14 protein-coding genes are annotated in these 13,911 nt (G+C 31.0%); 1 reads left to right on the plus strand and 13 read right to left on the minus strand.

Translation table 11 applies throughout. The features are described 5' to 3' along the window. Nucleotides 1-26: 26 nt before the first annotated feature. The 9 genes from QBK95_RS22485 to QBK95_RS22520 form a co-directional block, all read right to left on the minus strand. Nucleotides 27-1,103, minus strand: coding sequence for an AlbA family DNA-binding domain-containing protein (locus tag QBK95_RS22485; RefSeq protein ID WP_280936816.1), 1,077 nt, complete (start codon nt 1,101-1,103; stop codon nt 27-29). Then, nucleotides 1,093-3,675, minus strand: a complete 2,583-nt coding sequence (locus QBK95_RS22490) for a sacsin N-terminal ATP-binding-like domain-containing protein (RefSeq protein ID WP_280936817.1) — start codon at nt 3,673-3,675, stop codon at nt 1,093-1,095. The genes QBK95_RS22485 and QBK95_RS22490 overlap by 11 nt, the downstream gene beginning before the upstream one ends. A 9-nt stretch (nt 3,676-3,684) precedes the next feature. Continuing rightward, nucleotides 3,685-3,912 carry a hypothetical protein gene (locus tag QBK95_RS22495; RefSeq protein ID WP_280936818.1) on the minus strand — a complete coding sequence of 76 codons (228 nt, stop codon included), beginning with the start codon at nt 3,910-3,912 and terminating at the stop codon, nt 3,685-3,687. A 99-nt stretch (nt 3,913-4,011) separates the two neighbouring features. Next, nucleotides 4,012-4,761, minus strand: coding sequence for an exonuclease/endonuclease/phosphatase family protein (locus QBK95_RS22500; RefSeq protein WP_280936819.1), 750 nt, complete (start codon nt 4,759-4,761; stop codon nt 4,012-4,014). 97 nt (nt 4,762-4,858) lie between these two features. Then, nucleotides 4,859-5,389, minus strand: a complete 531-nt coding sequence (locus QBK95_RS22505; protein ID WP_280936820.1) for an exonuclease/endonuclease/phosphatase family protein — start codon at nt 5,387-5,389, stop codon at nt 4,859-4,861. A gap of 1,064 nt (nt 5,390-6,453) precedes the next feature. Next, a complete protein-coding gene (locus tag QBK95_RS22510) occupies nt 6,454-7,251 on the minus strand; it encodes a TlpA family protein disulfide reductase (protein ID WP_280936821.1) in 798 nt (265 codons plus the stop codon). Between the two features lie 129 nt (nt 7,252-7,380). Further along, complete coding sequence (locus tag QBK95_RS22970) at nt 7,381-7,794, minus strand: transposase (RefSeq protein WP_445012644.1); 414 nt, start codon at nt 7,792-7,794, stop codon at nt 7,381-7,383. A 31-nt stretch (nt 7,795-7,825) separates the two neighbouring features. Further along, nucleotides 7,826-8,929, minus strand: coding sequence for a transposase (locus QBK95_RS22515; protein ID WP_508093696.1), 1,104 nt, complete (start codon nt 8,927-8,929; stop codon nt 7,826-7,828). 203 nt (nt 8,930-9,132) lie between these two features. Continuing rightward, nucleotides 9,133-10,581: a serine hydrolase gene (locus tag QBK95_RS22520; RefSeq protein ID WP_280936823.1), complete on the minus strand. Its 1,449-nt coding sequence runs from the start codon at nt 10,579-10,581 to the stop codon at nt 9,133-9,135. Nucleotides 10,582-10,991: 410 nt separating this feature from the next. Between QBK95_RS22520 and QBK95_RS22525 the strand changes: the two genes are divergently transcribed. Beyond that, nucleotides 10,992-11,996 carry an IS110 family RNA-guided transposase gene (locus QBK95_RS22525; protein WP_280936824.1) on the plus strand — a complete coding sequence of 335 codons (1,005 nt, stop codon included), beginning with the start codon at nt 10,992-10,994 and terminating at the stop codon, nt 11,994-11,996. A gap of 297 nt (nt 11,997-12,293) precedes the next feature. On the opposite strand, the gene QBK95_RS22990 is transcribed toward QBK95_RS22525, so the two are convergent. The 4 genes from QBK95_RS22990 to QBK95_RS22545 all read right to left on the minus strand — a co-directional run bounded on the left by QBK95_RS22990 (nt 12,294) and on the right by QBK95_RS22545 (nt 13,772). Beyond that, on the minus strand, nt 12,294-12,455 hold the full coding sequence (locus QBK95_RS22990; RefSeq protein WP_508093697.1) for an SRPBCC family protein: 162 nt from the start codon (nt 12,453-12,455) through the stop codon (nt 12,294-12,296). Nucleotides 12,456-12,505: 50 nt separating this feature from the next. After that, nucleotides 12,506-12,727, minus strand: coding sequence for a hypothetical protein (locus QBK95_RS22535; RefSeq protein WP_280936825.1), 222 nt, complete (start codon nt 12,725-12,727; stop codon nt 12,506-12,508). Nucleotides 12,728-12,786: 59 nt separating this feature from the next. Then, complete coding sequence (locus tag QBK95_RS22540) at nt 12,787-13,245, minus strand: YciI family protein (protein ID WP_280936826.1); 459 nt, start codon at nt 13,243-13,245, stop codon at nt 12,787-12,789. Between the two features lie 230 nt (nt 13,246-13,475). Continuing rightward, on the minus strand, nt 13,476-13,772 hold the full coding sequence (locus QBK95_RS22545) for a hypothetical protein (protein ID WP_280936827.1): 297 nt from the start codon (nt 13,770-13,772) through the stop codon (nt 13,476-13,478). Nucleotides 13,773-13,911: the final 139 nt, after the last annotated feature.

The following is a 13,911-nucleotide window of genomic DNA, read 5'->3' on the forward strand; positions in this document are numbered from 1 at the left end:
GTCTTGTCTTAATACATAAAAGTATTTTAATTGATCTTCGAAAGTTTATATTTCGTTAAAGCCTCGAAATCTATTTTAGAAGCAATACCAAATAAGTAAATAAGATGATTACAAACTTCATTTATGGATAATTGATGTTCTTGATTGATCTGAAATTCACCACTAAAAAATTGTAAAAATTTATCATCTACTATCCCGTTTCGATGAGAGTATAAGTGTCTAATCTGTAAAATTTTTTCTATAGTTTCTTGAGTGTTTTTGTCAATAATGTTCAGGTTTCTAATCTGGGAGTTATCTTTAATAAATCCTTTCACACTACCTTTTTGTAATTTTAGAAGTCTTTTTTTAGCACAATATTTAATAAAATCTTCCATGTCTGAACAGTTCAAAACCTCTTCTACTGTTACTGGACTGCCAGATTTAAGGGTGCTAGGTTCAGATAAATAAATTTCATAGAGTAAATCAGATAAGTAAGCTTCGAAGTTGTCTACAAAAGAAGAAAACAGAATTCTAGTCAAAATTTTTCCTTCTTGATCGGTAGTTACTTTTTTAGGTGATACAGGATATAGAATTCTATCCAGATTATCTATTATTTTTAAAATACTCTGACAGTGTTCTATGTAATTGTTAAGGGAATTGGTAGCTTCTTCTTTATTTTGTTGAAGTTGAATATTAATTTCTATAATTTTCTTAAAACCATCCTTTTTAAATTCAATTGGCGAAGGGTTTAGTAGTTTAATTTGTTCACCAACTCTTTTGTATGTTTTTCCTTGTATAGAAACATTTATTCCATCTTTTTCTATTATTTTGATCGCAAAGATTTTCTTTCCTTTTATGACTAAATACTTATAATAATAGGTGACAGGAAGTGATAACTTACTAATGGCTATTCTTGTTAATTCAGGAGCATTAAAGTCATTACTTAATCCAAGTACTTTTCCTAAATCTGAAACCCCTAATATTATATAGCCCCCCTTTGAATTAGCAAAAGCACTTATCATTTGTGCTAAATTACCAGAAGGAGGTAGGACTGCTTTATATTCAAGAGTAGAACTTTCGGGTAGTCCAATAATTCCTTCTATTTCTTCAATATCAATGTCCATATTGTAAAGGTATTTTGTTAAATCCTACATGTTTAATAATTTCACCAAGAGAAAGTTTTCGTGGTTCTTTCTCACCATCGTCAATCCAAAGTTCTGCTTCTGTATAATCTAAGGTGTCTTTTTCAGACTCGTAATATAGAATAACTTGATTTCCATCACTTGGTCTGCAAACAATATAGATAGGAATTTCATTCTTGGTAATTCCACCAATTATACTGTTTGTTATAAGTTCCGCTTCGTCGCATTTATATTCTTTTATTCCTTGAAGATTTTTTAAGATCCTAATTCGAGCTCTAGATATTAAACTTTGAGCTTTTATAAATGATCGTGTGGTAGGATTTGAAATATGTTTAAATTTTTCAGCAAAATTTTGATCTAATAAAGCTTCATTAAGCTCTTCCAATGTAGTTACTCCTAAATCTGCTAATACTTCGGAAGTTATTTTAGAATTGTTTGCCCCATTTTTATTTTTGGCATTGCGTAATAATTGTTTTAATTCTTCAATGTTATTAAGGTTGTTATCTTGCAATAAATCTTCTAATTCAGACTGTTGAGACAATTTTGCTACAACTTCAGGGTTATTAGCAATGACTATGGCAATTTTTGAAAGTTCTTTCATGTTTGCACCACTTTTCATTACTTCATATACACTTTCTTTGTCCTCAATGGTATCAACAAATAGTTGATTTCTTTTTCGATATAAAGTTGGGAATAAAGATGCTCCCTGCTCTGAATTATTATCAAACCATTCTGACAATAATATTACTGCTTTTTTATAATCAGCATCTTTTTCAGTTTCATCTTTTTGTATTTCTTCTATAATTTCGGTAATTCTATCTGCTATATTCTTTTTACTTTTTGAATTATATTCTCCAAATTCAACATTGTCGTTAATAAGAATTTCACTCCAATCCTCTCCAATTAACCTTTGTATTTCAAGTAATTCGTTGTCTTCAATTTCATCGATATAGATTTCATTAGGTTCTTTAAAATTCCCATATTTATTCGGAATAATTTTGGATTGATCGAATAGATGAATATTGTTTTTTTCCTCTAATACAAATGTTCCAAGTTGATTTAACCATGCATAAGTTTTTTCAAGAGATTTATTTAGTGCTTTTTTTAATTCAAGGATATTTTCTTTTTTTTTGGTAGTTCCCAATAAATGATCATATTTTAATTTTTGCCAACTTTCCCAAGAATAGGTATTCCACAATGGGTAATGTTCCTTTTTAGAGACAGCATTGGGAATCAAATCGGAAATAAAAAGCCATATATCGTCTTGGACTTCTTGAGAGTATGATTTTAAAGGAAACCATAAATTTTGTATTGATTTTTTAGAGTTGTCCTCTAGCTCAACTATTTCTGCATCAAAAATAGTTTCACGAAGAGCAGATTGTATATTATTTTTATACCAGGTTTTGTCAAAATACTTTTCATTAGTTTCAGGTAATTTTGAGGAAGCTATATTATAAAAATCGTGGAAATTTAAAGTAGAGACTTTATTTATTAGTTCATGGTATAATGATGTGGCTTTTTCTATTAAGTCCTGATTTTGTTCAACTTCAGGATCTTCTCTATTTTCATTTCTTTTTAGCCAAATACCATCCCTTTCTGTTAATGGGTTGAAAAAAAAGCTATTTATAATTACTGGGAAATGAAAATCTTCTGTACTTATTAATGGAAAGTCACAAAATAACTTCGGGGTATTCTGAATATCCACGAATGAATACCCTATTTCGGTCTTCTTCAATTTTGTTGCAATACTTACTTCTTCTTTAGATAATTCTAATATAAGTAAATCAGAAATTGCACCATTATCATTTCTGCGTATAGGAATGATAAGGTCATCAATTCTTTTGTTACTGTTAGAAAAAGAAATACATCTTGGTTCTATCTGATTGAAAATTTCTATTTTTTCAATTTTAGGAATAAATGCTAATACATAAGGTATTAATTCACAAAATTCCTGAATACCTGTTTTTGCGATGTCTTTTTGATCCTCAGAATTCAAACAGTAAGTAAAAGAAGTGTTTAGCTCCATTTTATTGTAGCCATTAGGTAAAAGTTGTGTAGAATCTTGAAAACCTTTCCAAGTTTTTTCTACTTTTAGCATAAGTTCTTTAACGGAATCTCCTTCTCGATCCATTGTAAATTTAAAAGAATAAAACTGCTTATCTTCTGCTTTTACAATACCTTTAATATCTATAATTTTAGATAACATATGTGTTGTGAGAAATCCAGTTCCAAATCTTCCCGTTTTTCTAGTCTGTAATTCTTCGTCAATTTCTTTAGATGAAATTTGATTTATTAAACCTCGAATATCTTGTTCTGTAAAATGAATACCATTGTGTGAAAAAATAATTTTATTCTCATAAAGCTCTATTTTAACTGAAATTTTCTTCTCATCGAACTCAGCTACACTATCTTTGGCATTTTGGAGCAGTTCCCAAGCCCATCTACCCATATTTCCTTCAATAGTTTTATCTAATTCACGTAATCGGTTTTTTATTTTATCGGCGATTGAACGAATTCCGTCTTCTTTTCGTCCGTTTTCAATAGATGGAATCATATTTTTAAGTTAGTCTTTATGAAAAGAAATATTGTGTTTTAATTCCTTATATAGATCTTGATAAGTGTTTTTCAATCTATATTTTTGATATCCTTCCAAAGGGAATAATTCTTGAATAAGACTATTTACTATCCTTCTCGCCGTTAATGGAAATGACATTAAATAGTTTTTTTTGTTGTATTCAGAAATGTCTTTACTTGTGGTAAGATAGAGTGTTTTTGGTTTAATTACCTCCATATATTAAGTTGGTTAAAATTATAAAGACCTTATTGTTGATCATCATAAAATTAATGTATTTACGGGAATTTTTGGTTTTTTTAAATATAGGATGTTTAATCATTGATTTTCAATAGCCTCAAGATACTCTTTGCTAAAGTCTGTTCTCAATTCTACCCACATAGGTAAATGATCAGACATTTTATAGGTTCGCCAAGTTTTGTAATTTGTTGACGTTTTAAGCCCATTTCCCTCCTCTTCTCGATAGGCATCTTCATCTTCCAATGTAAAAATATGTTCATAAAAATCAAAAATGTTAGCAGCTAAGACCTCTAACCTAGCGTATCCATTAGTTTGTGAGGGTTTCCAAAATGCAATTTGGTCATACCACTTATCTCTTGCAACATTAGAGCCTGGTATTGATTTAAGTTCTTCAGGTATTTCAAAACCATTAGATTCAAGCGCGTCCATTGTAGGGTGTCCTTTTCCAATTATATTAAAATCTCCGAGTACACCTAAAAATGTTTTGTCATCCAGTGCGAATTCTCCTTTTGCCTTTTTAGCTAATGCTTTCGTAAGTTGTTCAATTTCGCTTCGTCGTTGTTCCATTTTATTTTCATCATTGTTGTCACCATAGTAGATATGTACTGTGCATAAATTGATTTTCAACCAACCAGCTTGAAATGATAACAGATAGGGGGTGCGAGCGAATTGTCGTAATGAATCATCAAAAGAATTTTCAGGGAAACGGATTGCATAATTGTTTCCAGTGATTATGTTGGGTATGTTTACGGTTGCTTTACCACGAGCAGGACTAATGATCGGAGTGTTTTTTTTAACTACAATTTTTGATCCTTCTGGTAAAGTCATTATACTTTGTCCTGGCAGAGGTATTTCAAGATCTGCTTTTAATTTATTACCTCCTTTTATGCTTGCATCATAAGTTCCCGAAAGTGTCGGAGTACCTTCAGGAATAGAAATGGAAAAATCTATCTTCTAATTTTATTCTTTCTCCAAATGCAGCACGTATCTTTGTTCCTTCTTTGAGGGTTAATTCTCCAGCAATATTTCTAAACCTTATATAGCGTTGATTAAATAAAAAGACCATACGTTCACCATTACCAGCAGTCATAGGAACGTCTGTAGCATCTGTTGCAATATAATCCCAGTCGGGGCCTAAAATTTTTAGGAGTTTTTTCAATTCTTTCAAATCTGCTTTTACTTCTTGTAATGCGACTAAATCAAAATGCGAAAGAATCTCAGCGATATAGTAAGAACTTTCAAAGTCTCTACCTTTATATTTTCCTCCTCCAAACTCGCGTAAGTTCCAAGTCGCAATTCTTACAGATTTTCTTACGTCTGTTTCAGATCCAGAATCTATAAAATGTTTTAAAAGTTCAGAATGTAATTTTTGTAGGTTAGTTGCTACTCGTTTTTTTTGACGTTTTGATTTCTGATTATCAGAATCTTTAATTTTGAGAGAGACATAGAATGGCATATATATACTTTTTTAGATTAATTTATTATTTGATCTAAATGATTAAATGCAAAATAAATTAGAGAAAAAGAAAAATATTCAATTTCCTTAAGCAATTATGTCTTAATTATGGGATACGTTAAAAATAATAGAGATAAATAAAAGCGGGGTGCTCTCCCATATTTAGGGATGATATAAATATACATTTTTTTTATGATATGATTTAATACAGAAATCTATAAATAAGATTGAGCTACAAAAATGCGTTATTATTAAAGTAAAAGAGAAATGGATATTTCATCAATTTCTTTTTTTATTACAAATTGGATGATTCTTTTTCAAAAAAAATATAAAATCAGTACTCCATTGCAGAGTACTGATTTTAAGCACTGAAATGTGTGGAAATGTGAGTATTTGCATACTCTAAAAAAGTTAAAACCCTTATAAACAGTGAACTATGTTTCAGCTCATTTAGCCTCATAACCCGAAGGTCACAGGTTCGAGTCCTGTTCCCGCTACTACACCGGACAAAACTGATTCATTTAGTTTTGTCCGTTCTTTTTTTAGATTGTAATTTCTTGAAAATGAATTTATTACGTAATAAATAGGATTTAAACGGATCAAGCGCAATTGTTGTGTTTAAGCAAATATTCTGGTTAATCTAAAAAGGAAGAATTCTACATTTTTGACTCCTCTGAACTTAGCAGTAATCAAAACAGAGATACCTTACTCTGTAGGAGTAATAGAATAATTAACAGATAACAAAGCTCACAAAAAAGTAGTAAAGCCTATATCACAAAACAACGTGGGTGAATCAGCATTATTGATATCACATTTTTATAGCAAGTGACCAGGTTTATTATAGCTTGTAATCATACAGATGCTGGTGACGGCTGTAGAAGCTGATCACATATAGGATGCGGAGCAAGTTATAAAGTATTTAAATGTTGACAATTTACAACAAAAGGAAGAGAATTGCCAACATTTAAACACTTCAAAATAATCATTATGAGATAATTAAAATATAAATATTAACTTTGAAAAACTGAGCTAGTACTTTTCATAGGAGACCTTGTTAGGTGTGGTTATTCTTTTATTAAACTTTCAATTGTCTTTTCTATATCATCAATTGTTGTTGGACCTAAACCGCTAGTTGAGTATACAATTTTAGAGTTTTCATCTATAATAATATGAGTTGGATAACCTGATACTTTATAATCTGTAGCAATCTTTTTACTATTTGGAATTATATTATAAGAAAAGTCTTTTTTCTTTAAAAAAGAATCAATTTTTGATTTGTCATTCGTAGCAAATCCCAAAAAAATCACATCTTTATTTTTATAATTTTCTACTAATTTATTTAATTCAGGCATTTCCATAACGCAAGGTTTACATTCTACAAACCAAAAGTTCATAACAATGATTTTTCCTTTTAGACTATTTAATGAATATTCACTTCCATTAATATCAGTTGCTGAAAAAATAGAGGCATCTGTTCCAATTAGTTCACTTTGATTTTGACCACTCATTTGAGCCCGCATTTTTTTCATTATCTTTTTCTCGTCTTCAGTCGCCATTCTTAAAACAGCAACTTTAATCTCTTTATTCTTATCCATATAAAAATCAGAAGCATAGTTACCAGACATCATAGCTTCCATTATTTCCATTCCTCTTATTCTTTTTCCTTTAATATTGTAAACAGGAATGCTTTCTCCATCAAACATAATTTGTTTGTCAAATAAATCATCTTCACTAGCCTTGGTTAGGCCTTTTAAATACTCTTTTTTTTCAACGTTAGTAATATCTTTATTTTGAGCCATTAAACCTGTGTAGTTAAAAAAGCATAATAAAATTCCAATTGTAATAATTTGTTTAAGTTTCATTTTTTTTATATTAATATTATTGGTTCAATATAATAACAATCGCTTCCAAAAGATTGTTATCCATTCTTAATTAATGTTAACGTTTGTTAATTACACCTAACGTGAGTCTGTGTATTAACTCCGTTTTGTTTATTCAAATATATAGAAGTTGTTTTTATTCTTTATTGGAATGTATTTTTTTGTCAAAAAGTTCTTAAAAAGGCTTTTTTTGATTCTAAGGAGCACATATTTTGATGAAAAAAGGATAAAAACATCCTTGATCTTGTTGATCAAAGCCTCAAACCCGAAGATAGATAAGATTCTTTTCAGGTTATAACAAGTAAAGGCCAGATAAACTTCTCCCAGTACTTTTTCTTTAGTTCTGGTTAGGGTGTAATCAAAATGCCATTGCCTTTTTAAGGTTCCAAACTGATGTTCTATAATTTGTTGTCTTTGTCTATAATATTCTGGGTTTATGTTGACCCTGTCATTGTTTCGATCGGTATATTCTTGATATTCTGTTCTCTCAATTACCCTTCCTAACTTATTTGTGGTGCATTGTATTCTGAGAGGGCATTTTGCACAAGCTTTGGTTTTATAGTGTTTTTACTTTATAGGGTAATCTACCGTTGTTGAGTTCCTTGTTATACCACCTTGCATTGGTATGCAGGTTTTGTTTAGCGGGACAGGTATAAGAGTCTTGCGCTTCATTATATATAAAGCTTTGCATTGCAAAATCAGGATTGGTTTTACTCGAACTAGATTCTTTTGGAGAGATGTAGGTTGTAACACCAAGTTCTTTACATTTTTTAAGCTCCCTACCAGAATGATATCCTTTATCGGCCAGCACATTGGTTTTGATACCTTCTTCCAATTCTCCGAGATTCTCTTGGACTTTTTCTACCATTACGGCTAATGCTTTAGTATCGTTGACATCTCCAGTATCTACTGCTATTAGTAATTTATGTTTAGCATCACTGACTGCTTGCACATTGTATCCTACCTTTACACTATTACGTTGAAAGACCACAGCTCTGGCATTAGGATCGGTAGTTGATAGTTGTCCATCATTAGTTTGTTTGAGTTGGATGCTTACTTTTTGGTAGATATCTTTCTTTTGTTTATTATGTTCAAGTTTGTCTTTAGTATCCTTATCAAACTCCTGGTCTAGTACTTGTTGGTATTCAGCTATCTTGTTGTCGATGTAATCAATGTGCCGTTTTATCTTTCGCTGATTGAAGTTGTTCTTTAGACTATTCTGAGTCCGCATTTTAAAAGAGTCTATGGCAATAGTTTTTCCCTCAACAAGCTTCCAGCCTTTGAGTAAGGCTACAAAATGACGAAATACTCCTTTAAAAGCCTGAGCATTATCTTTCCTGAAGTTAGCAATGGTTCTGTAATGCGGTCTTTGCTCATTAATGAGCCACATCACTTCGATATTTGTTTTGCAGGCTTTTTCCAATTTCCTACAACTACGGATGCTATTTTGATAACCGTGAAGGTAAAGTTTCATCATCGTAGCTGGATGAAAAGGAGGACGACCTTCTTTGTTTAATTGAAAGTAGATAAAATCGAATTGTTGTAAACCCAGCATATCAACAAAAGCATCAATGACACGAACTAGACTTTCTTTCTCGATCATTTCTTCTAAAGAAATCATCCAGACCTGATTGCGATCCCGACCGTAAATATGTTCCATATGTATGATTTGTGATCATATACAAGATAATAATTACTCAAATCATAAACAATCAAAAATAGAAGAGGTTAATGCACAGTCTAACGGTCTTGTATATGAAAAGTAGCGGATTTTTCTCACTAACCTTTCGGTTTTGTACTGATCTTTGTTTTATATTTTGTCTTTCGTTTTAGCATTTAAACCGCTATTACTTATACACCGTGTTAGCCTTCGTTATTTTTCATTTCGTTCTCTAATTTCTCAATCATTCTGGCTGCTCTTCCATTATTTGGATTGATTTCCAATGATTTCTTATAGCTAGCTAAAGCTTCTCTTTTTTTTCCAATTTTCATCAATCCATCAGCGTAACTGTGATGGGGGTTATACTTATTTGGAAAAGTTTCTATAGCCAATTTGAAAATTTTTAAAGCTTCATCGAATTTATCGTTTTTTAGAAAATGATAACCAGATAATATAAGTTCATCTTCAGAAACATAATATGCTGGATTATTACGATTTTCTTTATAAAATGTAATTCCTTTGTCTATTCCTTTTTTTTCAATAACTCTATCCATAAATCGAGTGATTGGCTTGAGAGGTAAGTCATAAGTTTGATCATTTAAAATAGCTAAAATTGCTTTATTAATACTATTCAAAAAAGCATAGTCAGAGTTACTAAAAAGAATTACACAGCTATTTGTTTGGGGTATACGGATAATCGATGTTATATAGCCTGAAATTTTACCACTATGACCTATGGTTTCTATTGTTTTTGAAGTATTGCCCAAAGCCATTTTGTTGATTTCCCAACCATAACCGTAATGACCGTTACCATCTGGACTATGTTTGGTGAAAATCATATCCATAAATTTTTTCGGCACTAAACTTTGATTAGTCAAAGCATTGTTCCATAATAACATATCGTCTACTGTAGAATACAAACCTCCAGCAGCATATGCAGATGATTCGTCTGATTTGTCAACATCGAAATAATCTGGGTACCACGTTGTATAACCTGAAGACATTTTTTTTATGATTGGTCTATGTTTATAAAGTCCACTATTTTCCATTTTTAGTGGTTCAAAAACCTTTTCTTTTAAAACTTTTTCATAAGGTTTTCCTGTGACCGATTCAATGATGAAACCCAATAAAGTGTATCCTGAATTACTATAATCGAAGTTTGTTCCAGGAATAAAGCTAAGTGATTCATTAGCAAGTTGATTGGCCATATCCTTTGGACGGCTTACTTTTTCACTACTTTTCGCATTTGGAATTCCAGAGGTATGGGTGAGTAGTTGATGAATTGTTATTTTGTTTGCTTTATCTTTTGGGTAATTTGATAAATAAGCAGAAATGGGTTTATGTAAGTCTAACTTTTCTTCATATACCAATTGTATAATTAGCATTGCGGTAAATGATTTTGTAAGGGAAGCAATTTGAAACTTAGTATCAGTTTCATTAGGAATATCCCATTCCATATTTGCAAAACCAAACCCTTTTTTATACAGAGTAGTATCTTGGTGCGACACCCCAACTGCCCCATAAAAACCTCCATAATCGGAATATAAACTGATTATCTCATTGATTTTTTCTATTTTAGAATTACTTGTTTTTTCTTCTTTAAAATTGGTTTGTCCATTACAAGATGTTAATGAAGAAATCAATATAGTCATTAGGGCGAATCTTAAAAATACTTGCGTTTGTTTCATTTTGGCAATATATGTATTCGGAATTTTTAAATCTTGTTTTAAATGTAAAATTGTGTCAAAAATCTGTAAAATTTTATGAAGCTGACTAATGAAGGTTAACGTTCAGTGTATGAAATGTGGCGTGCAAAAAGACACTAACTTTTCGGATTAACACAGAGCCAAATTTTTATATTTTGTTTTTGATTTTTCTATTCTAAAAGCCAAATTTAAAAATTTGGCGGACTTTCTAAATATACACAAACCTTTCGATTTGGCATTTACTAGCTATGTTTTATAGCATCGATGAAAAAGCAGTAAGTCGAGTATCTTTAAAATGAACTAAAAATTAAAGATATGATTACTCAAATTACTGCTCAACAAAGCTATTCATTGGAATGGACATTCACAAGCGAAGTTGGAAAATTCATTGTTCAACGGATTTATTTTCAGGCAAGTCTTTTAGTATGGCTGCTGATCCAGAGCAATTACGGTTATATGTTTCGAAACATTTTCCTGACTATGATGTTTCTATAGCTTATGAGGCTGGTTGTTGTGGATATTATGCTCACCGATGTTTTCTGAGTTATGGTTGGCGTTCTAACCCAGCGGACATTCATAAAAAAGGTAAGGAGAAACATACCAAGACGGATAAAATTGATGCTCAATTAATAGCTAGAGAGCTTAAAGATGGTCGTTTAGAAAGTATCATAGTACCAGATATCAAGCGAGAAGAGTTACGAAGTCTTTTCAGGCGACGTAACGATTTGGTGAAGGATTTCAGAAGAATCAAGAGCTACATCAAGATGCAGTTGTTATATTTTGGTATCAAGGAGCCAGAAGAGTTTGATAATGATCACTGGAGCCATAAGTACCGTAATTGGCTGGACAATATGGTTTTTAGATACCCAACAGCAAAAGCAACCTTGGATAGTCGAATGCGTTTCTTTCGTTTTGTAGATCAGGAGTTACGAGATGTTTCTACAGAATTGCGTAGGTACTGTAAGGTTCATTATAAAAAGGATTATATGTTATTACGAAGTATCTCTGGTATTGGCGGTATTGTTGCTTGTGGGATATTGTGTGAGTTAGGAGATTTACGACGATTTACAAGTATTAAACATTTAGCAAGTTATGTTGGATTAGCTCCAGGAGCTAATCAAAGTGGATCTAATTATAAGGTAATGGGTATTACTCCTCGGGCACATCGTTTGATACGGAGTTATTTTGTAGAAACCTCTTGGCAAGCGATACGAGCTGTTCCAGTGATGCAGGCTTATTATCGTAAACATCTAGGGAAGAACGTAAAGAGTATTATTATAAAGATAGCAAGAAAGTTACTAAGTAGAACATTAGCAGTAATAAAGACAGAAACTCCTTATACTATAGGAGTTATATCATAATCAGATAAAAAGAAATCATAACAAAGCTCATAAAATACAAACTCGTAACACAAAACAACGTGGGTGAACTACTCTTTAGTAGTATCACATTTTTATAGCAAGTGACCGAGTTTATATTAACTTACAATCATACAGATGCTGGTGACGTTTCACAAATTGAATCGATCACATATAGGATGCGGAGCAAGTGATATTAAAAAAAGAAAAAGTGATTTAAGAAAAAAAAATAAAATATTAATTATCTTTAAAGAACTGGACTAAGGCTTTTCATAGGACACGTTGTTGTGTGTAGTGTTTTTATTTTTCCAGATATTCTTTAATCGTTTGTATTACATTTGGCCAAGCTCCTTTTACAGCTTCAAAATACCAATCCCAATCTTTCCCATTTTGATAACCATCTTGACACAAATATACATTTGTTATTCCATCAATTTCGGTCGCTTTTATCGTTAAAGACATTGGTCCAAGAATAGGTTTTTCAGGATTGAGATAAACGAAATCAGAAACTACTAATTCGTTAAATGGATTATATTTTTTAATAATTCCCGTTGAAACATAACCGAACCCTTTGTCTGATATATTCCATGTAAGAGTATAAATTCCGCCTTCTTTTTTTCAATTAATGATTTTTCCACGTTCCACCAGTCTCTAAGCATTTTAGAGTCGATAAATGCTTTAATCACATTTTCAGGTTTGGTATCTATAGCAATATTAACTTCAACTTTTCCCATTTCTTTTATAACGTTATTATGTATAGTGAATTTTTATTGATTTTTTTTAATCAATTTGCTTAAAATCCAATCTTCCATACTTTGTCAGATGCTTCGAGATATTCCGATAAAGCTGCTGAACCATACCATATATAAAGTTCGGGTTCCAAAAACTTTGCTTTTATTGCTGGGTCAGTTTCAAGTAATGTATTTGCTTCTTCTTTAGTAGGCACATCCAAAATAAAAATCCCTCTATATGATTTTTCGTTTTTAACCATTGGTCCAGCTACAATTAATTTTTTTTCTTTGACCAATCGGGCAATATTATTCATATGACCAGTAAAACAAGTGCTTTTAAAAGACTTATCAGTTGATTTGTTGGTTCCTGTTTTAAGAATAACAAATACAAATTTTTTCATTCCGTAATCATCAGCACCCAATTTAGTTGCTAACTCGGCATCATAATTTGGGTTTGTTTTTTGGGCAAACGAGACATTTATAGAAAGAATAATTATTGAAATTGTTAAAAAATATTTCATAATATTATTATTTATAGAGTTTACTTGTCATTACACACAAGTTTAGTATAGGAATAGTAAGGGATTAAATATGTACTTACTTTCGGTCTAGCACTTAGCCAAATTTACAATTTTACTATTATTTTTTTTAAACTATCAAATTGTAAATTTGACGGACTTTATTAATATGCATTAACTTCAAGTTTAGCACTTCACCCTTATTATTTTTATACCTTGGTGTGTGTTCGTTTTTATTCCGAAATGTCTATTATTTCTATGTTTTGTTCAATAATTTGCGTTTTCGTTCTCCTTTCTTTTTCTCTTATTGGAAATATTGAATTTGCTAACTTGTCTACTATTTTGTTTTCATTTTCTTGAGAAATGATTAAATGAATTGTATCATTTCCTTTTTTTCTGTAATCCATTTCATTTAAACATAATCTGATTATTTCAAATTTCCAACGTTCTTCCATATCTTGAATTTCTTCTAACACAAGTAATGAGTTGTTTTCAGTAATCCAATCTCTATGAAAATTCCAAATAAGCACTTGCCAAGCAATTACTTATAGCATCAATGAAAAAGCAGTAAGTCCAGTATCTTTAAAGTTCACAAAAACAATAAGACATGAAAACTGAACTGACTGCCCAACCAAATTTATACATTGGTATTGATATTCACAAGCGAAG

Source organism: Aquimarina mycalae (assembly GCF_029906345.1).
Classification (GTDB): Bacteria; Bacteroidota; Bacteroidia; order Flavobacteriales; family Flavobacteriaceae; genus Aquimarina.

Coding starts and splice junctions, on each gene's coding strand:
- QBK95_RS22540 (WP_280936826.1), bottom strand. CDS start 13,245: ATGAAATATTTTTTAACAATTTCAATAATTATTCTTTCTATAAATGTC.
- QBK95_RS22500 (WP_280936819.1), bottom strand. CDS start 4,761: ATGACTTTACCAGAAGGATCAAAAATTGTAGTTAAAAAAAACACTCCG.
- QBK95_RS22515 (WP_508093696.1), bottom strand. CDS start 8,929: ATGGAACATATTTACGGTCGGGATCGCAATCAGGTCTGGATGATTTCT.
- QBK95_RS22505 (WP_280936820.1), bottom strand. CDS start 5,389: ATGCCATTCTATGTCTCTCTCAAAATTAAAGATTCTGATAATCAGAAA.
- QBK95_RS22490 (WP_280936817.1), bottom strand. CDS start 3,675: ATGATTCCATCTATTGAAAACGGACGAAAAGAAGACGGAATTCGTTCA.
- QBK95_RS22495 (WP_280936818.1), bottom strand. CDS start 3,912: ATGGAGGTAATTAAACCAAAAACACTCTATCTTACCACAAGTAAAGAC.
- QBK95_RS22485 (WP_280936816.1), bottom strand. CDS start 1,103: ATGGACATTGATATTGAAGAAATAGAAGGAATTATTGGACTACCCGAA.
- QBK95_RS22520 (WP_280936823.1), bottom strand. CDS start 10,581: ATGACTATATTGATTTCTTCATTAACATCTTGTAATGGACAAACCAAT.
- QBK95_RS22525 (WP_280936824.1), top strand. CDS start 10,992: ATGGACATTCACAAGCGAAGTTGGAAAATTCATTGTTCAACGGATTTA.
- QBK95_RS22990 (WP_508093697.1), bottom strand. CDS start 12,455: ATGTCTTTAACGATAAAAGCGACCGAAATTGATGGAATAACAAATGTA.
- QBK95_RS22510 (WP_280936821.1), bottom strand. CDS start 7,251: ATGAAACTTAAACAAATTATTACAATTGGAATTTTATTATGCTTTTTT.
- QBK95_RS22535 (WP_280936825.1), bottom strand. CDS start 12,727: ATGGGAAAAGTTGAAGTTAATATTGCTATAGATACCAAACCTGAAAAT.